Source organism: Corynebacterium minutissimum (assembly GCF_000805675.1).
GTDB lineage: Bacteria > Actinomycetota > Actinomycetes > Mycobacteriales > Mycobacteriaceae > Corynebacterium > Corynebacterium minutissimum.
In genome coordinates this window covers 58,227-82,768 of the sequence record NZ_JSEF01000004.1, presented here as the reverse complement: position 1 = coordinate 82,768, position 24,542 = coordinate 58,227, and the positions used below count along the sequence as shown (strand labels likewise).

Annotated in this window: 20 protein-coding genes; 12 read left to right on the top strand and 8 right to left on the bottom strand. The window is 58.7% G+C overall.

All coding sequences use genetic code 11. The features are described from left to right. The first annotated feature begins 94 nt into the window (after nt 1-94). Nucleotides 95-1,384 carry an HNH endonuclease signature motif containing protein gene (locus NX84_RS01105; protein ID WP_039672886.1) on the top strand — a complete coding sequence of 430 codons (1,290 nt, stop codon included), beginning with the start codon at nt 95-97 and terminating at the stop codon, nt 1,382-1,384. A 349-nt stretch (nt 1,385-1,733) separates the two neighbouring features. Here NX84_RS01105 and trpA read toward each other — a convergent pair whose 3' ends face one another. Genes trpA through NX84_RS01075 form a run of 6 tightly spaced genes read right to left on the bottom strand, consistent with a single transcriptional unit; the run spans nt 1,734 to nt 8,349 of the window. Further along, nucleotides 1,734-2,561 (bottom strand): tryptophan synthase subunit alpha, encoded by an 828-nt coding sequence (gene trpA / locus NX84_RS01100; RefSeq protein WP_039672884.1) that lies wholly within the window; start codon nt 2,559-2,561, stop codon nt 1,734-1,736. After that, complete coding sequence (gene trpB, locus NX84_RS01095) at nt 2,561-3,775, bottom strand: tryptophan synthase subunit beta (RefSeq protein ID WP_039672882.1); 1,215 nt, start codon at nt 3,773-3,775, stop codon at nt 2,561-2,563. The genes trpA and trpB overlap by 1 nt, the downstream gene beginning before the upstream one ends. 21 nt (nt 3,776-3,796) lie before the next feature. Further along, complete coding sequence (gene trpCF, locus NX84_RS01090) at nt 3,797-5,179, bottom strand: bifunctional indole-3-glycerol-phosphate synthase TrpC/phosphoribosylanthranilate isomerase TrpF (protein WP_039672881.1); 1,383 nt, start codon at nt 5,177-5,179, stop codon at nt 3,797-3,799. Further along, complete coding sequence (gene trpD / locus NX84_RS01085; RefSeq protein ID WP_039672879.1) at nt 5,157-6,194, bottom strand: anthranilate phosphoribosyltransferase; 1,038 nt, start codon at nt 6,192-6,194, stop codon at nt 5,157-5,159. Before trpD ends, trpCF begins: the two co-directional genes overlap by 23 nt. Next, on the bottom strand, nt 6,191-6,838 hold the full coding sequence (locus NX84_RS01080) for an anthranilate synthase component II (protein WP_039672877.1): 648 nt from the start codon (nt 6,836-6,838) through the stop codon (nt 6,191-6,193). Before NX84_RS01080 ends, trpD begins: the two co-directional genes overlap by 4 nt. Continuing rightward, a complete protein-coding gene (locus NX84_RS01075) occupies nt 6,835-8,349 on the bottom strand; it encodes an anthranilate synthase component 1 (protein WP_039672875.1) in 1,515 nt (504 codons plus the stop codon). Before NX84_RS01075 ends, NX84_RS01080 begins: the two co-directional genes overlap by 4 nt. Nucleotides 8,350-8,783: 434 nt before the next feature. On the opposite strand from NX84_RS01075, the gene NX84_RS01070 reads away from it, so the two are divergent. From NX84_RS01070 to NX84_RS01055, 4 genes are all read left to right on the top strand, one after another. Then, entirely contained in the window at nt 8,784-9,767 is a 984-nt protein-coding gene (locus tag NX84_RS01070; protein WP_039672873.1) for an ABC transporter substrate-binding protein, read from the top strand. Further along, nucleotides 9,764-10,633: an ABC transporter permease gene (locus NX84_RS01065; RefSeq protein WP_039672871.1), complete on the top strand. Its 870-nt coding sequence runs from the start codon at nt 9,764-9,766 to the stop codon at nt 10,631-10,633. The genes NX84_RS01070 and NX84_RS01065 overlap by 4 nt, the downstream gene beginning before the upstream one ends. Next, a complete protein-coding gene (locus NX84_RS01060) occupies nt 10,626-11,414 on the top strand; it encodes an ABC transporter ATP-binding protein (RefSeq protein WP_039672869.1) in 789 nt (262 codons plus the stop codon). Before NX84_RS01065 ends, NX84_RS01060 begins: the two co-directional genes overlap by 8 nt. Before the next feature lie 116 nt (nt 11,415-11,530). Continuing rightward, entirely contained in the window at nt 11,531-12,817 is a 1,287-nt protein-coding gene (locus NX84_RS01055; protein WP_039672867.1) for an ATP-binding protein, read from the top strand. 57 nt (nt 12,818-12,874) lie between these two features. On the opposite strand, the gene NX84_RS01050 is transcribed toward NX84_RS01055, so the two are convergent. Further along, a complete protein-coding gene (locus NX84_RS01050; protein ID WP_039672865.1) occupies nt 12,875-14,722 on the bottom strand; it encodes an FAD-binding monooxygenase in 1,848 nt (615 codons plus the stop codon). Between the two features lie 143 nt (nt 14,723-14,865). Next, nucleotides 14,866-16,233, bottom strand: coding sequence for an MFS transporter (locus NX84_RS01045; RefSeq protein WP_039672863.1), 1,368 nt, complete (start codon nt 16,231-16,233; stop codon nt 14,866-14,868). Nucleotides 16,234-16,357: 124 nt separating this feature from the next. On the opposite strand from NX84_RS01045, the gene NX84_RS01040 reads away from it, so the two are divergent. From NX84_RS01040 to NX84_RS01010, 7 genes are all read left to right on the top strand, one after another. Then, on the top strand, nt 16,358-17,848 hold the full coding sequence (locus tag NX84_RS01040) for a fumarylacetoacetate hydrolase family protein (protein WP_039672861.1): 1,491 nt from the start codon (nt 16,358-16,360) through the stop codon (nt 17,846-17,848). Then, on the top strand, nt 17,845-18,507 hold the full coding sequence (locus tag NX84_RS01035; RefSeq protein WP_039672859.1) for a GntR family transcriptional regulator: 663 nt from the start codon (nt 17,845-17,847) through the stop codon (nt 18,505-18,507). The genes NX84_RS01040 and NX84_RS01035 overlap by 4 nt, the downstream gene beginning before the upstream one ends. Nucleotides 18,508-18,522: 15 nt before the next feature. Beyond that, on the top strand, nt 18,523-20,040 hold the full coding sequence (gene hpaE, locus NX84_RS01030) for a 5-carboxymethyl-2-hydroxymuconate semialdehyde dehydrogenase (RefSeq protein ID WP_039672857.1): 1,518 nt from the start codon (nt 18,523-18,525) through the stop codon (nt 20,038-20,040). Between the two features lie 53 nt (nt 20,041-20,093). After that, on the top strand, nt 20,094-21,170 hold the full coding sequence (hpaD, locus tag NX84_RS01025) for a 3,4-dihydroxyphenylacetate 2,3-dioxygenase (protein WP_039672854.1): 1,077 nt from the start codon (nt 20,094-20,096) through the stop codon (nt 21,168-21,170). 156 nt (nt 21,171-21,326) lie between these two features. Further along, nucleotides 21,327-22,112 carry a 2-oxo-hept-4-ene-1,7-dioate hydratase gene (hpaH, locus tag NX84_RS01020; RefSeq protein WP_039672853.1) on the top strand — a complete coding sequence of 262 codons (786 nt, stop codon included), beginning with the start codon at nt 21,327-21,329 and terminating at the stop codon, nt 22,110-22,112. After that, the gene (locus NX84_RS01015) at nt 22,097-22,882 is read left to right on the top strand and encodes an HpcH/HpaI aldolase family protein (RefSeq protein ID WP_039672851.1); all 786 of its coding nucleotides are present in this window, start codon (nt 22,097-22,099) and stop codon (nt 22,880-22,882) included. The genes hpaH and NX84_RS01015 overlap by 16 nt, the downstream gene beginning before the upstream one ends. A gap of 9 nt (nt 22,883-22,891) precedes the next feature. After that, complete coding sequence (locus NX84_RS01010; protein ID WP_039672849.1) at nt 22,892-24,379, top strand: NAD-dependent succinate-semialdehyde dehydrogenase; 1,488 nt, start codon at nt 22,892-22,894, stop codon at nt 24,377-24,379. The last annotated feature ends 163 nt before the right edge of the window (nt 24,380-24,542 follow it).

Genomic DNA, 24,542 nt, shown 5'->3' with positions numbered 1-24,542 from the left:
TGTTATTAGGTCTGGTGTGGTGTCGAGGCGGTTGGGTAGTGTTGTTACTAGAAAACATGTTCGTATGTTCTAGTATTTAAGGGGTGGGTCACTTATGGTGGCAACCACAACAACAACTACTTCTTCTTCTGTTCCGTTGGCGTATTTTTCTCATTCGAATCCTGATGATCCGATATGTGTTGCGGGGATGTTTCTGCGGCGTGCGGAGTATGAGTTCTGGTTACATAATCTTCCGGCTTTGGAGGCTGATTCTGATAGTGAGGTGATGAAGCTTTCGGTCAAGACTGCCAAGACGGCCAGGCAAGTCGCTAAGAATGTGATGGGGGTTCTGCGGCTTGAGGAGTTGCCGAAGGTCAAGGCGCTGCAGGATGCGCAGGCGTTGTTGGATATGGCGTCGTTGGTGGCTATTGATGAGGTGATGTCCAAGCTGGGGCATCCGACCAGGAGAGTGGTGGCAGAAATTGATGAGAAGCTTTCGCGCTGGTTTGTACCGAAGCGGCCTAATCAGGTGTTTCCGACAGCGAGTCAGATTCGGCGCCGGGTGCGTGATATCGCCAAAGTATTAGATGATTCAGTAGCATTTCGTGATACGCGTAAGAAGAACCGGTATTCCATCCTCACTAAAGGCCAGCGAGCCTTTCTTGAGTTAGAGGTTGATTCCACTGTGGGTGTGGTCATCCATGAGCTGATTAAAGAAACCGCCAGAAAGCATGAGGTGTCGATGGCGGATGCCATGGTGCTGTTGCTATCAGGCGCAGTGGAGCCGGAGGTTGGAAAAGTGGTGGTGCATACTTATAAGGCGTCTGATGTGGAGGGGGCACCGGTGTTTGTTGAGGGCCATGGGTGGCGTGGTGAGGATATACCAGCAGCCAAGGTGGTTGAGCGGGATTTAAGCCAGGTGCCTAACGCGTCTGATTCTTATCGTCCGTCGGATTTTGTGCGTAAGTATGTTGAAGGCCGTGATGGGACGTGTCGGGCTGGGGGGTGTGATGTGCCAGCGTGGATGTGTCAGTTGGATCATCGGATTAATTATGCCGAGGGTGGGCCAACGCATCCGGATAATTTGGTGTGTTTGTGCCAGCGTCATCACAATATGAAGACCGAGGGCAGGGCCTTTTATATTTTGGATCCGGTAACTGGTGATGTGGTGTGGCTATTGGCTGATGGCAGTTGGGTGACCACGCAAGCTACAGGCCCGCTTGCACCCTCGATGCGCAGGTGGGCTCGTAGTATTGCGGAGGATGTTATGGCACACCGAGCAAAGATGCATCAGGATGCCAGGGCGTTGAAGGTGGAGTTGGATAACGGTGAGATCGTGGAAGTCTTTGATATGACCGACCCGGCAGACCGTGACAATACTAATGGTGACGATATTCCCTTCTAGAGGGTTAGGCCGGTGATGAGGCTGGCTTGCTCGTCGAACTAAACGACGACGCCGACGGAAAGATTGTCTGCCCCAGTGCAAAGCTTCTTCGTCGCCATAGACGACGAAAAGGCGGCGGCGACATATGGAGAGAGGAGAACACGAACCGTCGTCGCGGACGACGAAGGCGGCACGCTGATTCATCGACGTTGTTTAACTAAGAACCGGCGTCAGGGACGACGATCGGATGAGGGGTTGGTCGAGCGGGTGGCATCTGCAGATGACGATGTATCAGTTGCGCGGTGTTTCACGTGAAACGGCCCCCTGCTCCTAGAGGGTGGAGAGGAGGCCATAGGGCGGAAGTGTTCTATTAGTCGTCGCGTTTGGTGGCGGCCTTCATGTCGGAAACGAAGGCGGTGACGGCGTCGGCAAGCCCTGGCGTTGGTTTGCTGTTCTCGTCGAGGTGTGCGTCGACGATCTTGGTCAGAGCGGAGCCCGTGATGGCGCCGGCGGCACCGGCGGCAATCGCGTCGGCGACGTGTTGCGGCGTGGAAATGCCGAAGCCCAAGAGAATGGGTGCGCCGCCAAAGCGCGTGACGTTTGCGACGACCTCGTCAAGACCCTGGGTCTCAGATTCCTTTTCGGTACCGGTGACGCCATCGCGGGAGATGGCGTAGATATAACCCTTGGAATACTTGGCTACACCAGCGAGGGTCTTCTCGGAGGCTTGAGCGGGTGCGATAAAGATCGGGTCAATCCCGGCCTTCTCGGCGGCAGCGACGAAGGGGGCGCCTTCGCGCACTGGGATGTCGGGAATCAAAATGCTGTCGGCACCTGCCTCGTGGAACTCAGAGTAGAAGGTGTCGAGGCCACGGGTGAAGGGCACGTTACCGTAGATGAGCATGCCGATGGGAAGATCCGGAAACTCAGCGCGGATCTGGCGGATCTGGCTAAGGGCTGAATCGACAGTGGAGCCGCCGGAGAGGGCGCGAATGTGTGAGGCCTGGATTGTGGGGCCGTCGGCTACCGGGTCGGAGAATGGTACTCCGAGCTCCAGAGCATCCGCCCCACCGGCGACGGCTGCCCGGACGATGGTCAGGGCGGTGTCTGGGTCAGGGTCGCTGAGCATAATGAAGGGGACAAATGCGCCTTCATTACGCGAGGCTAGTGTGGAAAAGAGTTTCTCGTAGCGGCTCATTAGTGATCCTCCGGGAGCTTGAGTTCGGGCTGTTCGTCGAGGGTGCGTCGGACGTGGTCGATGTCTTTGTCGCCACGGCCAGACAGGGAGACGAGGATGGTGATGTCTTCATCCTTGCGCTTGAGGGCGTAGGCCAGGGCATGGGAGGACTCGAGGGCAGGGATGATTCCTTCGCGGCGGCTGAGGAGTTGGAAGGCTTCAAGTGCTTCGGCGTCGGTGATGCCGACGTACGTCGCGCGGCCCGTCTGGGAAAGATGCGCGTGCTGCGGGCCGACGCCCGGGTAATCAAGTCCGGCGGAGATGGAATAGGATTCTTCCACTTGGCCTTCGGAGTTCCGCATGAGGTAAGAACGAGCGCCGTGGAGAATGCCGATGGTGCCATTGTTAATCGTGGCGCCGTGGCGGCCGGAATCGAGGCCCTCTCCCCCAGGCTCCGCACCTACGAGCTCAACGGATTCCTCATCGATGAAATCCGCGAACATGCCGATGGCATTGGAGCCGCCGCCGACGCAGGCCACTACGACGTCGGGAAGCCCGCCGGTGCGTTCAATCATTTGGGCCTTGGCTTCTTCGGAGATCACTTTGTGGAACTCGCGCACGATGGTCGGGAACGGATGTGGTCCCGCGGCGGTGCCGAGGAGGTAGTGAGATTCGTGGAAGGTGGCAGTCCAATCACGGAGGGCCTCATTAACCGCGTCCTTGAGAGTGCCCGAGCCGGAGTCGACGGGGATAACCTTCGCGCCCATCAGTTCCATGCGGTAGACATTGGGCTGCTGCCTGGCGACGTCCTTGGCGCCCATGTACACCACGCACTCGAGATCGAGGAGCGCACAGGCGAGGGCTGTGGCGGTTCCGTGTTGGCCAGCGCCGGTTTCGGCAATGATGCGGGTCTTGCCCATGCGCTTTGCCAGGAGGGCTTGGCCGATGACTTGGTTGGTCTTGTGGGCGCCGCCGTGCACCAGGTCTTCGCGCTTGAGGAAGATACGAGCCTTGCCGCCAAGTTTGGTGGCCTCAGTAAGAGGGGTGGGGCGGCCGAGGTAGTCACGGAGGTAGCCAGAAAGTTCCTCACGGAAGGAGGAGTCATTCTGTGCATCGACGAAAGCTTGCTCTAGTTGGTCGAGGGCAGGGATGAGCGACTCGGGGACAAACTGTCCGCCGAACTCACCGAAGTAGGCCGGAAGAAGAGTCTCCCGGGTTTCTTGTGGAGTAGTCATGGCGGTCCTTTGGGTCGGGGATTAATACGTAAAGTGACGAATAAAGTTGAAGGTCTGGGCAATGATTCCGGCATCCTTGCGGCCGTTGATCTCGAGCCCCGAATTGAGGTCGAGGCCGACGGTACCGACGCGGAGTGCCTCTGCGAGATTGGACTGGTTGAGTCCGCCAGCGAGAAGCGATTTCTCCTTGATGGAGTCAGGGATGATCGTCCAGTCGAAGGAGGTGCCCGTGCCGCCGGGGCCGGAATCGAGGATGAGGAGATCGGTGGCGTCAGCAAGCGCGGCGGCGAGATCGGATCCATGCGGGGCGGTCATATCGATGGCGCGCCAGACCTGCCTCTCCCCCGCTACTGTGCGGACGGCGTTGATGAGATTCAGCTCAGCTTCTGTGCTTCCTTGGTACGGCGCGTGGATTTGAAGGCAGTCGATGCCGTCGAGGGCGAGCTCCTCCCAACCGGTGGTGCGGCGAGAGACTGCAACGTAGGTGAGGTCGGGTTCGTGAGCGATGATGTCGAGCGCGGTTTCACGTGAAACATTGCGTGGAGATGCCTCCTCGAAGATGAGTCCGCCGTACACTGCGCCGGCAGCCCGTGCGGCTTGCGCTGCGGACCATGAGGTGAGGCCACAAACTTTGTTGCTGCCAAAGACGAGTTCGCGGGCGGCACGGTCGATGTCGGGTGTTCCGGTGAGCTGCGAACCGACAAGGAAAGCATTGGCGTGAGCGCCGTGCTGGCGAACGGTGTGGTTGTTGCGAATGCCAGACTCGGAAACAACGACCTTGCCTTCCGGAACCAAGGGTGCAAGCTGCGCGGTGCGGTTTAAGTCGATCGTGAGATCGTGCAGGTTACGATTGTTGATGCCGATGACGTCCACGCCGAAGGCTACCGCGCGGGCTACTTCCTCCTCGGTGATGGCCTCGGTGAGGACGTCGAGTCCGAGGGCGTCGGCAAGCTGCTTAAGCTCGCCGTAGGTCTCGTCATCGACGATAGACATCATGAGAAGGATCGCATCCGCGCCGAAATAACGCGCGGCATAGACCTGGATGGGGTCGATGATGAAGTCCTTACACAGCACCGGCAGGTGCGTCGAAAGTGCCACGGTCTGCAGGTGGTCGTAGTCGCCGCCGAAACGCTCGGGCTCGCAGAGCACGGAGATTGCGGAAGCATAGCGTGAGTAGACCCGCGCAATGGCGCCCGGTTCGTAGTGTTCGCGGATAAGGCCCAGCGAGGGCGAAGCGGACTTGCATTCCATGATGAAGCGGTTAGTGCCGTTGAGAGCATCATAGAAGGAGCGCTCGGAACGCGGGAGGGCGTCGAGGTCCACGTGGGCAAGGCGCTCACGGATCGCGGGGAGATGGGTGCGGCGCTTGGCGACGATCCCCTCAAGCACGGTCGGCAGAGCCATAATTCGCCTCCTCGTGCTTCTTCAGCCATGCGGCAACGGTGCCGTCCTTGATGAGCTGGCTGGCGTGGGAGACACCTGCGGCAATCGAATCAGTGGTGCCATTGAGGTAGAACATGGCACCCGCGGCAGCAGCGATGGCGTCGTGATGGGCAGGTTTTCCGGTGCCGGCGAAGATATCGCGGAGGGCTTGGGCATTCTCCTCTCCATTGCCGCCCGCGAGATCGGAGAGTTCGTGGCGGGAAATGCCGAGGTCTTCCGGCGTTAGCTCGTAGTGGCTGATGGTACCGTCGCGAAGCTCCCACACCTGGGTGGTTCCGTGTACGGCGATTTCATCGGTGCCAGCACCGTGGACTACGAGTGCGCGGCTGCGGCCGAGCTCCTTAAACACTTCCGCGATGAGCTGGCCTTGGGCGGGGTTGGCAATGCCCATGATCTGGAATTCAGGCCGCCCGGGGCTCAGCAGTGGTCCGAGGGTATTGAAGATGGTGGAAATACCCAAGCCCTTGCGCACTGGTTGCACGTGGGCAACGGCCGGATTGTAAGCAGGGGCGAAGAGGAACGTAAAGTTCGAGGCTTCCAGCTGGCGGACGGCGCGGTCTGGGTCGAGGTCGAGGGGAATGCCCAGTGCTTCGAGGACGTCGGCGGAGCCGGACTTAGAGGAGACGGAGCGGTTACCGTGCTTTACCATCTTCACTCCCCCGGCGGAAGCTACGAGGGAGGCGCCGGTGGTGACGTTGATGGTATTGGCACCATCGCCGCCAGTGCCCGCAGTATCCATGAGGCCTTCTCCCGTGACTGGGAAGGGACGCCCAGCATGGAGGAAAGCGCGGGCGGCGCCAGCGACGTCGGCGAAGGTTTCGCCACGGGTACGGATGTGGGTGAGCAGAGCAGCGATATGGATATCGTCATACTCCCCCACCGTCAGCGGGGTGAAAACCTCAATGGCCTGATCGAGGGTGGGCTCGGTGATGTCAAGAAAGGCTTTCAGAGTATTCAGGGACGTATTGTCAGTCATTTGTTGACCTCCTCCATTGTGGGGCGGGAAGAAAGTTGTTCGATACAGCGTTCAATCATCAGCGGGCCGGTTGGGGTGAGTAGGGACTCGGGGTGAAACTGAAGGCCGATGGCGCTGCCGTCGAGAGTCTCAGCCGCCATGGTGACCGGACCGATGTCCGTGTCGGTCTCGGCCAGGTTGCGCATCTGGGCAGGGATGTTCGCGCAGCCCAAGGAGTGATAGCGCGCCACGGGGACGAGGCGGCCCACGTAGTTGGGGTTATCCGGCTCATTATCGGTGGCCAGGTCTTGAAAGACCGGGTGGCGCGCACCAGCATCGGTCAAGGTCATGGGTATGGAAGAGCCGTGGACGGGGCCGCACGGCTGGACGGTACCGCCGAAGTGATCGAGCAAGGCTTGGAACCCCAAGCAGATGCCGAGGATGGGGATGCGGCCGAGGGAGGTCTCGATAAGCTGCATCATTGTTCCAGCGTCTCGTGGGTGTCCGGGGCCCGGCGAAAGGATGATGATGTCGGGTTGAGCGGCGAGGACCTCCTCCACCGGGACCGAGTTACGGAAGACGGTGGTGTCATATCCGGCGAGTGCATCGACGAGGTTGTAGACGAAAGAATCGTGGTTGTCGATGAGGACGACGTGCGGGTTCATCGGATGACCTCCAGAGATGCGTTGTGTGCCTGGGCGATGGCGCTGAGGACCGCGTAGGCCTTATGGACCGTCTCATCGGCCTCGGACTGGGGGACGGAATCGCGGACGACACCGGCGCCCGCCTGGACGACGGCCGTGCCATCTTTGACGTAGGCGGAGCGGATGACGATGCAGTTGTCCATCGAGCCATCACCGCGCAGGTAGCCGATGGCGCCGCCGAAGGAACCGCGGCGAGTCCCTTCAGTCTCGCGGATAAGTTCCATTGCGCGCAGCTTCGGTGCGCCCGTAAGAGTTCCCATGTTCATGCAGGCGCGGTAGGCATCGAGAGCGTCAAAATCCTCGTGTAGGGTGGCGGCGACGCGGGAGACCAGGTGCATGACGCGCGAGTAGCGGTCGACTTGGAGCAGGTCAGCGACGTGCCTGGTGCCGGGAACTGCGACGCGGGCGAGGTCGTTGCGCGCGAGGTCAACGAGCATGATGTGCTCAGCTACCTCTTTCGAGTCCGTGCGCATCTCCAGCTCGTTGCGGATGTCTAGCTCATGCGTGGCTCCGCGCGGCCGGGTACCGGCGACGGGATAGAGCTGCACCTGCCGGTCGTCGGCCGTGTACTTGAGGTTGGATTCCGGAGAGGCGCCGAAAAGCTCGTGTTCTGCGCCGCGCACGTAGAACATGTACGGCGAAGGGTTCGTCTCACGAAGCGTGCGGTAGGCAGCGAAAGCGTCGGGACAGGCAATACTGAATGCGCGAGAGGGCACGACTTGGTAAATGTCGCCAGCATGGACGTTGCCTTGGAGGTGCTCCACGTGGCGTCGGAAAGCAGCGTCATCGATGTTGGCGCGCGCGGTGACGGTGCCCAGCGGTGCGGGTGAGGCTGGGGTGAGGGGTGCGGTACGTGCAGCGCGGTCGAGTTCTTCTTCGAGCACGTGCTTATCGACGCCCCACCCCTCAATCTTCGCCGTCTGCGTCAGGTGGTCCACGGTAAGGACGTGCTCGGCGACGAGAAACTCATAATCCGGATACTCATTCGGGCCATCCGGGACCGGTGGGAGCTCCTCGAAGGTGTCGACATAATCGAAGGCGAAACCGCCGCCCAGGAAAGGCAGCATCTCCCCTGAGTAGAGGCGGCTAAATTGCAGCGTACGCAGCACGTCCGCAGTTGACGTGGCACGCAAACGGGCGCGCTCATCGTGTTCGGTGGAGAGCTCGAAGCGGAAGGTGATGCTGTCGTCGGCGTCCTTGGTGATGCGCGAGTGGAAGTCCTCGCGGAGGTCGTCGATAAGAATGCGTCCGGAGGGCGTGAGCGCGGTGGCGGTGATCTCCTGGCCGCGGCACACTACCTTCAGAGCTGCCTTGGTGATGGCGATGCAGGTGAGGTTCTTCTTGGTTTCAATGTCCGCGGATTCCAAAAGCAGGGAATCCTGTGGCGTGGCGAGGGCATCAAAGAGCGCAGCGGCATCAGGGGTGTAGGCCAATGTGCGCTGTGCACTGTGCGGCTTATGTTTCAACGGCATAATGTGTGTCTTTCGTTAACGCTTTGTGTGCTGCCGCGAGCTGTGTGGAGAGAAAAACGCCGAAAAGCCCGCAGCTGCGGGCCTTAAAAGATGGGAGAACAACGAGGCCCGCGGGTTACGCGCGCCACCACCAAAGGTTAGATGTGTTCTTCACAGCACCGACTTTAACACCAATACCTTCCGCCGTACAGGTAAACGAAAATCGGGGTACCCCCGTCCTCTCACGGAAATGGACGCCACGCGGATGGACAGTGATGTATGAAACACGCAGCTAGTGGCTGTGATGTAGGACTCTAAAACTGTAGTGCTATAGCTTTTGGAGGTCTAAGAATACCCCCGCCTGAGAAAAATGTTCATAAAACCGCTGGTTAGAAAGGTAGAAAAAGGATTTAATAACGGTCACTACTGTCACACTTGAGTAGAAAAGGACCGATATGTTCTCTAAAACTGCCGCTGCTCTCTCAGCTATCGCCCTGAGCACTGCCGCCCTGGTGGGCTGCTCGTCATCGTCGGAAAGCACCGGCGGCGATTCGGGAGGTGGGGATTCCTACTCCATCGGTATCAACCAGCTGGTCCAGCACCCCTCCCTGGATGCTGCGGCAGAAGGTTTTCAGGCGGCCTTCGAGGACGCTGGCGTGGACGTGGAATTCGACATCCAGAACGCCAATGGTGAGCAAGCCACCGCTGTGTCTATCTCGCAGCAAATGGCTAGTGCGCAACACGATCTCTACCTAGCCATCGCTACCCCAGCGGGCCAGGCGATGAGCAAGTCCATTAAGGACAAGCCGCTGCTCTTCACCGCGGTCACGGACCCCGTCGAGGCAGAACTTGTGGAGTCGGTAGATAAGCCTGGAAAGAATGTCACTGGTACCTCCGACGCTGCACCGATTGAAGAGCAGGTCGAGCTCATCACCCAGCTCGTCCCGGATGCCAAGAGCGTTGGTGTGGTGTACTCCTCAGCCGAGGTCAACTCAAAGGTCCAGGTGGAGCAGCTCACCGAGGCTGCCAAGCCCAAGGGAATCGAGGTGAAGTCTCAGACTGTTACCTCGGTGACCGAGATTCCGCAGGCAGTGGAGGCGCTGGGTGACGTGGATGCTATCTACATCCCGACGGACAACATGGTGGTTTCCGGTATTTCTTCTCTCATTAAGGTGGCCAACGACAAGACCATCCCAGTCATCGCTGCAGACTCTGGCGCTGTTGAAGGTGGTGCCGCTGCCACCATCGGCATCGACTACAAGGAGCTGGGCCGCCAGACCGGCGAGATGGCTTTGCGCATCCTCCAGGACGGTGCCGACCCGGCTGAGACCCCGGTGGAAACTGCCTCCGAGTACACCTACGTCATCAACGAGGAAGCAGTCAAGGCACAGGGTATCGAGGTGCCGAAGGAGATTCTGGAAAAGGCTGAGAAGCTGTGATCGGTGCGCTTGAGCTAGGCCTGATTTACGCAGTCATGGCGGTGGGCGTCTACCTGACGTTCCGCGTCCTTGACTTCCCCGACCTGACCGTTGACGGCTCCTTTACCACCGGGGCTGCGACGGCCGGCGTGCTCATTACAAATGGGGTTAACCCTTTCCTGGCATCGCTGGCAGGTTTTTGCACCGGTTTCGTCGCCGGATGCATTACGGGTTTGCTGCACACCAAGGGCCGCATCGATGGCCTCTTGGCGGGAATTCTCACCATGATTGGCCTGTGGTCAATCAACCTGCGCATCATGGGCAGCGCCAACGTGCCACTGCTCACCCAGGATTCAGTTTTCACCCCACTTGATGCTGTGATGGGCACATGGGCTGGCGTCGGTTTGCTGGCTGTGGGTGCGGTGGCGCTGTGCTTGCTCATCGTGTGGTTCCTCTCCACAGATTTGGGCATGTCCCTGCGCGCCACGGGTGACAATCAGCAGATGATCACCTCCTTTGGTGTGTCCACGGACTTCACCAAGATCCTGACCCTGGCCCTGTCCAATGGGCTGGTGGGCCTGTGCGGTGCACTCATTGCTCAGTACCAGGGCTTCGCGGATATCTCGATGGGCATCGGCCTTATCCTGGTGGGCCTTGCCTCTGTCATTCTGGGCCAGGCGGTACTCCCCCAGTCCCGCCTCTGGTTGGCAGTCGTTGCGGTGGCAGTCGGCTCCGTAATTTACCGCCTCATCATCTTCGCGGCTCTGCAGGTGGGCCTCAACCCGAATGACATGAAGCTCATCACTGCCCTTCTGGTGATCGTTGCTCTGTTGGTTCCGCGCCTGACGCGCGTGCGTGGCGGAAGGAAGGTCAAGGCTCATGCTTAATGTAGAGAACATTTCGAAGACCTTCTTCCCGGGAACGGCCAATGAACGCCGAGCGCTTCGCGACGTCTCCCTGGAACTCGCCCCCGGTGATTTCGTCACCGTCATCGGTTCTAACGGTGCGGGAAAATCGACGTTGCTGAATTCCATTTCCGGCCGGCTCATCCCGGACTCCGGCCGGATTACTATTCACGGCAAGAATGTCACGACGCAGCCGGAGCACAAACGTGCACAGAAGGTTGGCCGCGTGTTCCAAGATCCTATGGCTGGCACCGCGCCGAACCTCACCATTGAGGAAAACCTGTCGCTTGCCTACCTGCGCGGCAAGAAGCGCGGCTTAGGTTTGGGTCTTAACGCCTCGCGCCGAAAGATCTTTGTCGAGCAGTTGGAAACCCTCGAGTTGGGTTTGGAGAAGCGCCTAGGGACCAAGGTGGGCCTCCTGTCTGGCGGCCAGCGCCAAGCGCTGTCACTGCTTATGGCAGGGTTTACTCACCCCGACGTGATGCTTCTCGACGAACACACGGCCGCCCTTGATCCCCAACGTGCGGAGCTGGTTACTGACTTGACCAAGCGCATTGTGGAGCAAGGCAAGTTGACCACGCTCATGGTGACGCACAATATGGCCCAGGCGCTCCAGGTGGGCAACCGCCTCATCATGATGCACGAAGGTCAGATTATCTACTCGGCAGATGCGGAGCAGAAGGCCAAGCTAACGGTCGAAGACCTCATGGCCGAGTTTGCGAAGATTAAAGGTGCGACTTCCGACAGGACGCTGCTGCAATAGGGCTGGAGTTTCACGTGAAACACTGACTGGCAAAATCTTCGAGCAGGAGCTGGTAAATCTTCGAGCAAACTTCGGTAAATCTTCGAGTAGCCTTTTAACCTGCTAAAATGCGGGACATGACGCTTACACATGAGGTGCCACGACATGGGGTTTCGATTGCGCGGGAAATCCTTGAGGACTCCCCGCTTCTTGTGGTGCAAGGTGCGCGGCAAGTTGGAAAATCCACGCTTCTCTGCCAGGCACTGAATGAGGAAGAAGCGCATTTCGTTACGCTCGATGACGCGTTAGCTCTAGACTACGCTCGGCACGATCCAGCGGGATTTGTCGAGCAAGCCGGCTCCCGCACATTGGTGATTGATGAAGCGCAACGCGCGCCTGAATTAGCATTGGCCTTAAAAGCGTCGATTGACCGCGATCGTCGCCCTGGCCGGTTTGCGATCACAGGTTCCTCCGATTTGCTTCGCCTGCCCGGAGTGTCGGACTCCTTGGCTGGACGGGCAGAATCCCTCCGTGTTTATGGCCTCAGCCAAGGGGAAATCGCCGAGCGAGAGCAACCGGAAGATTGGGTTGCCTGGGCCGTTGACGGCTACCAAGGACTAGAGCGCTGGAATGAGTATGGAGGTTCTTCGGATGAACTGCGCTCTGCAATCATTGCAGGTGGCTACCCAGAACCATTAAAGAGGTCCGACCGTCGAAGGCAGGAACGATGGTATGGCTCCTATGTTGAGCGCCTTGCCACGCATGATTCACGAGAGCTTGGAAACGGCAGCCGCTTTTCGCAATATCTTGAGACCTTATTGCGGGTCATAGCCAATCAGCCTCAAGCAGAGTTGGTGAAGTCAAAAGTAGCGCGAAGCCTTGGAATCGCCGAGAGCTCGCTGGGCGAATATCTCACGTTGGCTGAGATGATGTATCTCATCGATATCACGCCTGGGTGGGGTATGGGCTATAGCAGCAGGGCGCTCAAGCGGCCAAAGGTCAGTATCGCTGATACGGGGTTAGCTGCATTCCTTACCGGCTTTAGCGTCGAGAAATCACGTGTTGCTGGAGGCTTTGAACATTACGGTGCACTCGTTGAGGCATTTGTTTGCGGTGAGTTGCTCAAACAAGCAACGTGGTCCCGTGAGCGTTTTAAGATTGCTCACTACCGTAAACGCGCTATCGAGATTGATATCGTCATCGAGCTAGCAGATGGGCGTGTAGTGCCTGTTGAGGTTAAAAGTGCTTTGAGCGTTGATGCCCGTTCGTGGAAGAACGTTGTGAGATTCGGTATGGAGCACCAAGAGCGTTGTAGCGCGGGCGTGGTGCTCTATCACGGGTCACGTGCGGTTACGGTAGAACAGGACGGCTTTCCAGTGCACGTGCTGCCAATCTCGTCGTTGTGGCAGCATGAGGATCAATAACGTGAATGTGGGCCTGGCAATTAGCCAGGCCCACAGTCGTTTCACGTGAAACGTGGTTTAGCTACGCTTGATGAGCGCGGAGGCGAAATACTCTTCCACCGCATTGGCGTCATCAAGCGGCAGTACCGCGCCAACGTACTGGTCCGGGCGGACAATGACTACGGCGCCGTCGCGGGAGATGCCGCGCATGGTGAATATGTCCTTGTCAGGAAGTGCGTTGAAGACGTTCTCCCAGTTGGGCACGTTGAACTTGCCATTACGCGGGCGGAAGAGGGCTGGTGCGTCAAGAATCTCGTAGTCATGATGATTCGTCTGCTGATAAATCACTTTGACATCGAAGTAGGTGTTTTCATCAGCTCCTTCGGGATTGAACTTAGAGAGAATGGCCGGAATCTTTTCCGCCCATGCGCTAAGCGCAGAGCTCTCCCCTGCCTTAGGTGAATCAGCAAAGGCGTAGATGCGGTAGCGGCCGTCGGCAGTGTGTTGATGGCCTAGGTGCTGCACAAAGGCATCGCAGCGGCGCAGAACTTCGAGGGACTTAAAACGCCTGCCAACTGGGAAACCTACCGCCAGGGCTTGGTGCTTGGTATCGCCTACAATCAGGTTCTCGTCATACTGCGTCATCATGCCAGCGGCGAACTCTTCCGCAGCGACGTAGTACTTTTCCACTGCCTGAGGGTCATCGAGCTCTTCGGTCGGGGTAGCCATCAGGGTGGACCACTCGCGGTCAAAATTGATGAGATTCTGTGCGGCCGGCTGGCGCTCACCGTGATAGGTGGACAGGAGCTCCTTGGGCGCGCGACCGTCGAGGACATGCCCGAGCTTCCAGCCAATATTGAAGCCATCCTGCATCGAGACATTCATGCCCTGTCCCGCCTTGGCAGAGTGGGTATGGCATGCGTCGCCCGTGAGGAAGACGCGCGGGTCACCATTGTTGTCATCGAAGGCATCAACCAGGCGGTGCCCCACTTCGTAGACGGAGTGCCACGCCACCATCTTGACGTCAATGAAATAAGGCGAGTAAATCTCATTGGCCTTCTCAATGATCTTTTCAATGGGCGTATCGCGAACCTTGTGGTTGTCATCCTCAGGAACCACTCCGAGGTCAACGTAGACACGGCAGAGGTAGCCGCCTTCGCGAGGGATGTGCAGGATGGAGCCGGCCTTCGAGTGAATTGCGCACTTGGTACGCCAGTCCGGGAAGTCTGTATCAACCACGACGTCCATCACGCCCCAAGCGTGGTTAGCCTGGTCGCCCTTCAACGAACGACCAATGGACTTACGCACGCGGGAACGTGCGCCATCGCAACCCACGACGTACTTCGCGCGGACATCGCGTGGATTGCCGTGTGCGTCCTCGAGGTGGACGGTGACCGGGTACTCGCCCTCCCCTACCTCGAGAGAAGTGAAAGTCCAGCCATAATCTGGCGTGATGCGCCCCGGTGCGCGGTGGGCATAGCGGGCAAAATAATCCAGAACGCGTGCTTGGTTCACAATGAGGTGTGGAAACTCGGAGATACCATGTTCATCATCGATGGGGCGAGCGCCGCGGACAATCTTCGAGCGGTCCTCAGGATCTGGGTTCCAGAAGGACATCTCCGTAATCTCGTAGGCTTCTTCCGTGATTTCCTTGGCGAATCCAAAGGCCTGGAAGGTTTCAACCGAACGGGACTGAATACCATCAGCCTGCCCGAGTTCAAGTCGCTGTGGGCGGCGCTCAATGATGCGGGTATTGACACTCGGGAACATGGCCAATTGGGCCGCTGCAATCATTCCCGCAGGACCGGAGCCGACGATGAGTACATCCATTTCATCGGGAAGTTCTACTGCGCGGTCGACGCCGTAACCGGTGGCCTCATGAACGCGCGGATCTTCGGACACGTAGCCGTTGTGATGGAACTGCACTATGAACTCCTTAGTAAAGCGATGGTAGAGATTGCACATGGATGGTGATTCAGTTCAATAGACCATCGATGTGTGAGCTGCGTCTTAGTTCCGGAATCATATATGATGACCGGCTGCAGCACAATGGCTCGGGTGAGGTTGTTCTACACCTTCGGCGAGAAGATGAAGTGGCCACGGGACTGTTCTGCCTCGTGCTCTGGGCCTAGAGCGATTCCCTTTCGCTCGCGTAGTAGGAACGTGCACACAAGGCCAATGAGGGAGGCGGTAACCAGGTAGCCCGATACAGCGAAGGTGGTACCGGTTGCTTCCACCAAGGAAGCCGCAATCATGGGCGCGAAAGCACCGCCCAGCACCGAACCAATCGCGTAGGTAACGGATACGCCCGTGGCGCGGATGGAGGCAGGGAAAAGCTCGGCATACATCGCGGATTGGGCACCATAAGTCAGGCCAAGGCCAATGGTGAGGAAGAGAAGGGCGGCGTACAGCATGCCCAAGCTGCCGGTGTTGACCAGCGGGAAGAGGGCGGCTGCACCAATGGCCTGGAGCACGAAACCAATGAGGTAGGTGTTCCGGCGGCCAATGAAATCAGAGATGAAGCCAGCGAAGAGCGTCGTCAGCGCCCAAGCTGCCGCGGAGATGGTGACGGCATTGAGTACGTCGCCACGTGCCAGTGCTACGGGGCCTTCAGGGTCGGTGGCATAGCGCTGGATGTAGCCGCCGGTTGTCATGTATCCCACCGTGCCGTTACCAGCGAAGACGAGAGCAGCCACGAAGACCAGCGGAGTGAACTTCTTGAACAGCGTGCCGATGGGATTGGTGGCTTCTTCCTCCTCACGCTGGGCAATCTCTTCGAAAACGGGAGACTCGTCTACACCCATACGGATGAGGTAGCCCACGAGGACAAGGATGATGGAAATGAGGAAAGGAACGCGCCAACCCCAGGCCATGAAGGCGTCGCCAGGCGCAATCGTGTTCATGATGGAAAGGACGCCGGAGGAAAGCAGCAGGCCCGCCGGAACACCAACCTGTGGGCCCGCGCCGTACAGGCCGCGCTTGTTGTCGGGGGCGTGCTCAACGGCCATGAGCACCGCCGAGCCCCACTCGCCACCAGCCGAAATACCCTGGACAATGCGCAGGAGAATGAGCAGGATTGGTGCCCATACGCCGGCGGTCTCGTAGGTGGGAAGGAGACCGATGAGGGTGGTCGCACCTCCCATGGCAAAAAGAGTCACCATGAGAACGACGCGGCGGCCGAGGCGGTCAGCGAAGTGGCCAGCAAGGAAGGCACCGACAGGGCGGAAGAGGAAGGACAGTCCCACCGTCAGGAAGGAAATGATGGTGGCCAAACCGCCCTCGAGCGGGCCGAACATGAGCTGATTGAACACCAATCCGGCGACGGCAGCGTAGAGGAAATAGTCATACCACTCGATAGCGGTACCGATAGTTGTCGCGGCGACTACTCGACGGCGCTCGGCCGTGGAGATCGTCGGCGTGACGGTGGTTCGAGACATGTTGATTCCTTTCGACATGTGGTGCGACATATATCTAAGTCGTCGTGTGAGTTTAACCACTTGCGGCGATGCTAGGGATAATATACGATTCGGGCAAGGATTTGTTCACAATTAAGGATTCTTCATGGCTGTACCTGAATTTCTGCCGGTCAAGCCGGGCAAGATGATCGCCGTCCACGTGGCTTTCGAGTCGCGCGCAGCGCAGCGAGGCCGTTGGCCCAAGGCACCGAGCTACTTCCTCAAAGCCACGAGCACACTGGCTGGAACCGGACAAGTAGTTCAACGCCCCGCCGGTACCGAGCTGTTGGCATTTGAGGGCGAAATTGCTCTTATCATCGGCACGCCTGCACGAAATGTCTCCTTGGATGAGGCATGGAAGCACGTCGCGTATGTCACCGCCTCGAACGACATTGGCCTGTATGACTACAAGGTCCAAGACAAGGGATCCAACACCCGCTCCAAATCGCGCGATGGCTACACCCCTATTGGCCCAGAGCTCATCCCGGCTCAGGACATCGACCCCAAGTCCTTGCGTCTGCGTACATGGGTTAACGGTGAGATTGTCCAGGAAGGAACGTCGTCCGATGAGGACCTGATTTTCCCGCTTGCCCAGTTCGTGGCGGACCTCTCGCAGCACATGACGCTCGAAGAGGGAGACATCATCCTTACCGGAACCCCGGCTGGCTCCTCCGTCATCGAGCCTGGTGACGTCGTTGAGGTGGAGGTAGACATCCCAGGTGGCGTGACCTCTGGCCGGTTGAAGACCACCGTTGAAGAAGTAGCAGCGGACTTCGACGCGAAGCTTGGAAGCCTGCCCTATGTGGATGACAAGCAACGTGAAGACGCTTACGGTGACCGCGAAAGTGCGGGACTTGAACCACTGGATAACGGTGGGCTTGACCCACAGTTGAAGGCCGCACTTGAGCAGGCGCCAACGGCGGGACTTTCGGCACAGTTGCGCAATAGAGGCATTAACCAGTCCGTCATCGAAGGTGTTTATCCGCAAACCAAGGGAACCAAGATGGTGGGCGTGGCCCGCACCTTGCGCTTTGTCGCCGGCCGCGAAGACCTCTTCAAGTCCCACGGTGGCGGACTGAACGAGCAGAAGAAAGTCTTTGACACTGTCAAGGAGGGAGAGGTCATCGTTATCGAAGCCCGCGGAGAGTCGGGTTCCGGAACCCTCGGTGACATCCTCGCTCTGCGTGCGAAGGTGCGCGGTGCCGCTGGAGTCGTGACCGATGGTGGTGTCCGTGACTTCGAAGCCGTGCGAGAGATCGGTCTTCCTGTCTTTACCCAGGGGGCACACCCCTGCGTGCTTGGCCGAAAGCACGTGCCGTGGGATAGCGATATTGCTGTTTCCTGCGGAAACGCCACCGTACTCCCAGGAGACATCATCGTCGGTGATGATGATGGCGTCATCGTCATCCCCCGGGCGCTGGCAAAGGAGGTGGCCGAAGGTGCTCTGGCCAAGGAGCACGAAGACGAGTGGGTTGCTACCCAAGTGGAAACCGGCGCTAGTCTCGATGGCCTTTTCCCACCAACGGGGAAGAACAAAGAGGCCTACCTTGCCTTCCGTGACGGGGCTGCCAATGAGAGCAAGGAAGGTGATCAATGACATCACCTTCCACACCTTCTGGGGAAAGCAAATCCCAAAAAGCCTATAACTGGATTAGTGAAAAGATTCGTACCCGTGAGTACGAGCCCGGCTACCGCCTAGTACTGGCCACCATCGCCGAAGCGCTGGATATCAGCGTGGTCCCCGTCAGGGAAGCGATACGCCAGCTGGAGGCGGAAGGGATGGTCACGTATGAGCGCAATGTAGGAGCAAGTGTCACCACCTACAACCGTGAGGCTTACTACGAGTCCATGGACATCGTGGCCACCGTCGAGGCGAATGCCACAGCTCAATCCGCGCCCCTGCTTGAGCCCGAAGACCTAGCCCGAGCGCGGGAGATTAATCGTCGTATGAGTGAACTAGACATCCACCATGACCCCGATGAATTTACCCAGCTCAACAAAGAATTTCACAGTGTTCTTTTTGCCAAGTGCCCGAATGAGAGATTGAAGAACTTGGTGGTGGACCAATGGAAACAGTTGGAATACCACCGCGTGTCGACATTCCGGTACGTGCCAGAAAGAGCCCAAGAATCCGTCCGCGAACATGAACGACTGGTCAACTTGATTGAGGCAGGCGCAGAGCCTGCCTACATAGAAAAGGTTGCCCGCGAACACCGTCTAACCACACTGCGCAGTTACCGCGAAAAGAATACCTAAGGAGAAGGACTAAACATGGCTATCAACAACGATGCTGCTAAGCCCACCGATCTTCCAGAGAAGATCCTGCACTACATCAATGGTGAATTTGTTCCGTCTATCGACGGCGAGGAATTTGAAGTCCTCGATCCAGTGACGAACCAGCCTTACATCAAGGCAGCTTCAGGCAAGCCAGCTGATATCGATAAGGCTGTTGCGGCTGCCAAGGATGCCTTCGAGAACGGCCCGTGGGCCAAGGCTCTGCCGCGTGAGCGTGCACGTGTCCTGAACAAAATCGCGGATATTGTGGAAACCCGCGCAGAAAAGCTCGCCGCATGGGAGTCCTTCGACTCCGGTCTGCCAATTACGCAGGCAAACGGTCAGGCCAAGCGCGCCGCGGAAAACTTCCGCTTCTTCGCCGATCTGATTGTGGCCCAGGCCGATGACGCCTACAAGGTTCCGGGCCGCCAGATCAACTACGTCAACCGCAAGCCGATTGGTGTTGCTGGCCTGATTACTCCATGGAACACCCCGTTCATGCTGGAGTCCTGGAAGCTGGCCCCGGCTATTGCTACCGGTAACTCCGTCGTCCTCAAGCCGGCCGAGTTCACTCCGCTGTCTGCTCAGCTATGGGCGGGAATCTTTGAAGAGGCCGGCCTGCCTAAGGGTGTCTTCAACCTGGTCAACGGCTTCGGCGAGGAAGGTTACGCCGGCGACCCGCTGGTCAAGCACCCGGACGTCCCGCTGATCTCCTTCACCGGCGAATCCCGCACCGGCCAGATCATTTTCGGCAATGCAGCCCCGCACCTCAAGGGCCTGTCCATGGAGCTGGGTGGTAAGTCCCCGGCCATCGTGTTTAATGACGCTGACCTAGAGACGGCTATCGACGCCTGCATCTTCGGTGTCTTCTCCCTCAACGGTGAGCGTTGCACCGCAGGTTCCCGCATTCTGGTTCAGCGCGATATCTACGATGAGTTCGTCGAGCGCTACGCCGCGCAGGCTAAGCGCGTGAAGGTCGGCCTGCCTTCCGATCCGACCACCGAGGTTGGCGCACTCGTCCACCCGGAGCACTACGAGAAGGTCACCTCTTACATCGAGATTGGCAAGCAGGAGGCCACCCTGGCCGCCGGCGGCGAGCGTCCAGAGGGCTTCGAGGAGGGCAACTTTGTTCAGCCGACCGTCTTCGTTGACGTCAAGCCGGACGCACGAATCTTCCAGGAAGAGATCTTCGGCCCCGTCGTTGGTATCACCCCGTTCGATACCGACGAAGAAGCACTCGAGCTGGCCAATAACACCAAGTACGGTCTCGCCGCTTATGTGTGGACCTCCGACCTCAAGCGTGCCCACAACTTTGCCCAGAACGTTGAAGCCGGCATGGTGTGGCTCAACTCCAACAACGTCCGCGACCTGCGCACTCCGTTCGGCGGCGTCAAGGCATCCGGCCTCGGCCACGAGGGCGGCTACCGCTCCATCGATTTCTACACCGATCAGCAGGCCGTCCACATCAACCTGGACAAGGTGCACAACCCGGTCTTTGGCAAGCAGGACCAGTAACGTCTGCGCGCCCTCTCCACTCCCCCATTACTAATTCACACTAAGGAGCCACCATGGCTGACATTCAGGCCCCCGACATCCTGCGTTGCGCCTACATGGAGATCATCGTTACCGATCTCGCTGCATCCCGTAAGTTCTACGTTGACACCCTCGGCCTCGTCGTGACTGAGGAAAACGAGAACGAAATCTACCTGCGCACCTACGAGGAGTTCATCCACCACAACCTCGTGCTGCGACAGGGCCCCGTCGCTGCCGTCGCTGCATTCTCCTTCCGCGTTCGTTCGCCGGAGGACCTGGACCTCGCCGAGGAGTTCTACAAGGCGCGTGGCTGCGAGGTCCGCCGTAACAAGGATGGCTTCGTCAAGGGCATTGGTGACTCCGTGCGCGTTCAGGACCCACTGGGATTCCCGTACGAGTTCTTCTACGAGGTTGAGCACCGTGAGCGTCTGGCCTGGTCATACGACGCCCACATCCCTGGTGCACTCGTTCGCCTCGACCACTTCAATCAGATCACCCCAGATGTGCCGAAGGCAGTGGCGTACATGGAAGACCTCGGCTTCCGCACCACCGAGGACATCCGTGATGAAGAAGGAACCGTCTATGCTGCATGGATGCGTCGTAAGCCGACCGTCCATGACACCGCTATGACCGGTGGTGATGGCCCGCGTATGCACCACATTGCCTTTGCTACCCACGAGAAGCACAACATCATCGCGATTTGTGACAAGTTGGGTGCCCTGCGCGAGTCTGACCGCATCGAGCGTGGCCCGGGCCGCCACGGTGTCTCCAACGCGTACTACCTGTACCTGCGCGATCCGGATGGTCACCGCGTGGAGATCTACACCCAGGACTACTACACCGGCGATCCGGATAACCCGGTTGTGACCTGGGACGTTCACGATAACCAGCGCCGCGACTGGTGGGGAACCCCAGTTGTTCCTTCCTGGTACCGCGATGGCTCCACCGTCCTCGACCTGGATGGCAACCCGGTGCCGCTGGTCGCTCGCGAAGACGAGTCCGAGCTGGAGGCCACCATTGGTGCGGACGGCTTCTCCTACACCCGTAAGGAAGACTCGGAAGAGATGCCGGAGTGGAAGCAGGGCGAGTACAAGCTGGGTAACCAGCTCTAGAAGCCCACAGTACTCAGGTTGATGAACGTGGTCCCGCGGCGTCGATAATGCGCACATAACGCGGGGCCGCGTTGTCGTTTCACGTGAAACCACATCGTTCAACAACCGTCTACAACACCACAGTCATGTCCCACAACATAGTAAGGAGCGAAGTACATGCTGGATGAAAAACAGCACATCGCTATTGCAGATGAACTAGCGCAGGCCGAAAAGGACCGTTCAATGGTTCCGCTGCTGACCGCCCGTTTCCCGGAGATGAGCATCGAGGATTCTTACGCGGTACAGCGCGAGTGGGTGCGCCGCGGCATCGAAGACGGGCGCCGTCTCGTCGGCCGTAAGATTGGCCTGACCTCGAAGGTCATGCAGGAAGCCACGGGAATTACCGAACCGGATTACGGTGCGATCTTTGAGGACCAGGTCTATGAGAATGGCTCGACCATCGAGCACGCGCAGTTCTCCAACGTTCGCATCGAGGTCGAGCTGGCTTTCGTGCTCAAGGATGAGCTGAAGGGACCGAATTGCAGTATTTTCGACGTCCTTCGTGCGACGGAATACGTTGTTCCAGCACTAGAGATTCTCTCCTCCCGCATCGAGATGGAAGGCCGCACGATCGTCGATACCATCTCGGACAACGCGGCACTGGGCGCCATGGTCTACGGCGGCAACCCGGTGGATCCCGCAGACGTCGATCTGCGCTGGGTCTCCGCACTTCTCTACCGCAACGAATCCATCGAAGATACTGGTGTGGCCGCGGCCGTGCTCAACCATCCGGCAATGGGAGTGGCCTGGCTTGCCAACAAGCTCCATGCGCATGGCGATAGCCTCGCCGCCGGCGACATCATTCTGGCCGGTTCCTTCACCAAGCCCATGTGGGTTGAACCGGGCGATACTGTCCACGCTGACTATGGAAAGTTGGGGTCCATCACATGCCGATTCCAGTAAAGTTGCCGCCGACGTTTGCGGACGTTCTTGCGAAGGCAGAGCAGCCGCTCGTGGGTGCCTGGATCTGTTCCGGGTCTGAGGCTGCGGCGGAGATCATCGCCTCGGCTGGATTTAGCTGGACGCTGATCGACGGCGAGCATGCCCCCTATGGCCTAGAGACAGTTCTGTCCCTGCTGCGCGCGACCGATGCTTATGGCATCACGCGCGTTGTGCGCATCCCCGTCAATAACACCGCGCTTATTAAACAGTACCTCGATCTCGGCGCACAAAACCTGATGGTGCCAATGATTGACACGCCCGAGGAAGCTGAAGCGGCTGTGCAGGCAATGCACTATCCACCACGTGGAGTGCGCGGGGTAGGTTCTGCCTTGGCGCGGTCCTCACGGTGGAATGGTGTGGAGAACTATCTCCCCAAGGCTTCCGAGACGGTCAGCCTGACGGTCCAGATTGAATCCGCGAAGGCCGTGGACAATGTCGAAGACATTGTGGCCATCGATGGTGTTGATCAGATTTTTGTGGGCCCGTCTGATTTGGCAGCCTCCATGGGGTTGTTGGGTCAGCAGACCCATCCGGAGGTACTCGAAGCCGTGAACCACACATTTGAGGTCGTGCGCGCTTCTGGAAAGAAGGTAGGCGTTAACGCTTTTAACCTCGAACAGGCGCAGAAATATCTTGATTCTGGGGCATCATTTGCGCTGGTTGGTGCTGATGTTCAACTTCTTTCTGGTGCGGCACGCCAACTCGCAGACAAATTCACTCTAGGAGGGTAGAAAAGAATCATGAGTGAAAACAACAAGGTCAATATTGACGAGCTGCTGGCCAAGGTTCCGACCGGCCTGCTCATTAACGGCGAATGGGTAGACGCTTCTGGCGGCGACACCTTCGATGTAGAAAACCCGGCAACCGGTGAGGTTATCGCTACCCTGGCGTCCGCTGCCTCTGAGGATGCGAAGAAGGCTATGGACGCCGCCTGTGCCGTGCAGGATGAGTGGGCACGCACGTCCACCCGTGAGCGTTCCAACCTGCTGCGCCGTGCCTTTGACCTAGTGCAGGAGCGTAAGGACGAGTTCGCTGCGCTGATGACCTTGGAGATGGGTAAGCCGCTGGCGGAGTCCTACGGTGAGGTCACCTATGGTTCTGAGTACCTGCGCTGGTTTAGCGAGGAAGCCGTCCGCGATTACGGCCGTACCCTTCCGGCGCCGGAGGGCACCCTGCGCATGGTGACCCGCCGCAAGCCGGTCGGCCCCTGCCTGTTGATTACCCCGTGGAACTTCCCGCTGGCTATGGCGACCCGCAAGATTGCCCCGGCCATCGCTGCTGGTTGCACCATGGTGGTCAAGCCCGCCAAGCTCACACCGCTCACCACCCAGTACTTCGCGCAGACCATGATTGATGCCGGCGTTCCGGCGGGTGTGGTCAACGTGGTGTCCGGCAAGTCCGCCTCCGCTATTTCTGAGCCGATCATGGCGGATTCCCGCCTGCGCAAGATTTCCTTCACCGGCTCTACCCCGGTGGGCAAGACCCTGCTCAAGGCAGCTGCCGACAACGTCCTGCGTACCTCGATGGAGCTGGGCGGCAACGCTCCGTTCATCGTTTTTGAGGACGCCGACATTGACCAAGCCGTCGAGGGCGCCATGGGTGCCAAGATGCGCAATATCGGTGAGGCTTGCACCGCCGCTAACCGCTTCATCGTGCACGAATCCATCGCGGAAGAGTTCGCGGAGAAGTTCGCCAAGCGCATTGGTGAGCTTAAGGTGGGCAACGGCCTCGATGAGGGCGTTACCTGTGGCCCGCTCGTGGAGCAGAAGGCACTGGATAACATCACCGCGCTTGTCGACGATGCCGTGGACAAGGGCGCCAAGGTCCTCATCGGCGGTAAGCCGGGTGAGGGCAAGGGTTATTTCTACTCCCCGACCGTGCTGACAAACGTCTCCCGCGATGCCCGCGTGGCACAGGAGGAGATTTTCGGCCCGATCGCTCCGATCCTGACCTTCTCCGATGAGAAGGAAGCAATTGAGATTGCTAATGACACGGAGTACGGCTTGGCCTCCTACGTGTTCACCGAGGATTCTGACCGCATGTGGCGCGTCGGTGACGGCCTCGAGTTCGGCCTCATGGGCTTCAACGCCGGCGTCATTTCCAACGCCGCTGCTCCATTCGGTGGCGTGAAGCAGTCCGGCATGGGCCGTGAGGGCGGCGCCGAGGGCATCGACGAGTACACGTCGTTGCAGTACATCGGTGTGCGTGATCCGTACGCCAATGCTTAAATAGCGCGCTACTTTCGCCGCTCAGAATGCTGGCATCTCCCTTTGGAGGTGCCAGCATTGCCGTTTTATGCATAATATTCCTCCGCTTGTGTGATAGCACTCATAGACAAATCGTGATCACGCACAAACAACTATCCGATTGTGTTGTAGGGCACAATTTCTA

Excerpts from the sequence above, each read along its gene's own strand:
- hpaH (WP_039672853.1), top strand. The coding sequence starts at position 21,327 with ATGCTGGATGAAAAACAGCACATCGCTATTGCAGATGAACTAGCGCAG.
- hpaD (WP_039672854.1), top strand. The coding sequence starts at position 20,094 with ATGGCTGACATTCAGGCCCCCGACATCCTGCGTTGCGCCTACATGGAG.
- NX84_RS01060 (WP_039672869.1), top strand. The coding sequence starts at position 10,626 with ATGCTTAATGTAGAGAACATTTCGAAGACCTTCTTCCCGGGAACGGCC.
- NX84_RS01070 (WP_039672873.1), top strand. The coding sequence starts at position 8,784 with ATGTTCTCTAAAACTGCCGCTGCTCTCTCAGCTATCGCCCTGAGCACT.
- NX84_RS01045 (WP_039672863.1), bottom strand. The coding sequence starts at position 16,233 with ATGTCTCGAACCACCGTCACGCCGACGATCTCCACGGCCGAGCGCCGT.
- NX84_RS01010 (WP_039672849.1), top strand. The coding sequence starts at position 22,892 with ATGAGTGAAAACAACAAGGTCAATATTGACGAGCTGCTGGCCAAGGTT.
- NX84_RS01075 (WP_039672875.1), bottom strand. The coding sequence starts at position 8,349 with ATGCCGTTGAAACATAAGCCGCACAGTGCACAGCGCACATTGGCCTAC.
- NX84_RS01035 (WP_039672859.1), top strand. The coding sequence starts at position 17,845 with ATGACATCACCTTCCACACCTTCTGGGGAAAGCAAATCCCAAAAAGCC.
- NX84_RS01015 (WP_039672851.1), top strand. The coding sequence starts at position 22,097 with ATGCCGATTCCAGTAAAGTTGCCGCCGACGTTTGCGGACGTTCTTGCG.
- hpaE (WP_039672857.1), top strand. The coding sequence starts at position 18,523 with ATGGCTATCAACAACGATGCTGCTAAGCCCACCGATCTTCCAGAGAAG.
- trpB (WP_039672882.1), bottom strand. The coding sequence starts at position 3,775 with ATGACTACTCCACAAGAAACCCGGGAGACTCTTCTTCCGGCCTACTTC.
- NX84_RS01040 (WP_039672861.1), top strand. The coding sequence starts at position 16,358 with ATGGCTGTACCTGAATTTCTGCCGGTCAAGCCGGGCAAGATGATCGCC.
- trpCF (WP_039672881.1), bottom strand. The coding sequence starts at position 5,179 with ATGGCTCTGCCGACCGTGCTTGAGGGGATCGTCGCCAAGCGCCGCACC.
- NX84_RS01105 (WP_039672886.1), top strand. The coding sequence starts at position 95 with ATGGTGGCAACCACAACAACAACTACTTCTTCTTCTGTTCCGTTGGCG.
- trpA (WP_039672884.1), bottom strand. The coding sequence starts at position 2,561 with ATGAGCCGCTACGAGAAACTCTTTTCCACACTAGCCTCGCGTAATGAA.
- NX84_RS01080 (WP_039672877.1), bottom strand. The coding sequence starts at position 6,838 with ATGAACCCGCACGTCGTCCTCATCGACAACCACGATTCTTTCGTCTAC.
- NX84_RS01055 (WP_039672867.1), top strand. The coding sequence starts at position 11,531 with ATGACGCTTACACATGAGGTGCCACGACATGGGGTTTCGATTGCGCGG.
- trpD (WP_039672879.1), bottom strand. The coding sequence starts at position 6,194 with ATGACTGACAATACGTCCCTGAATACTCTGAAAGCCTTTCTTGACATC.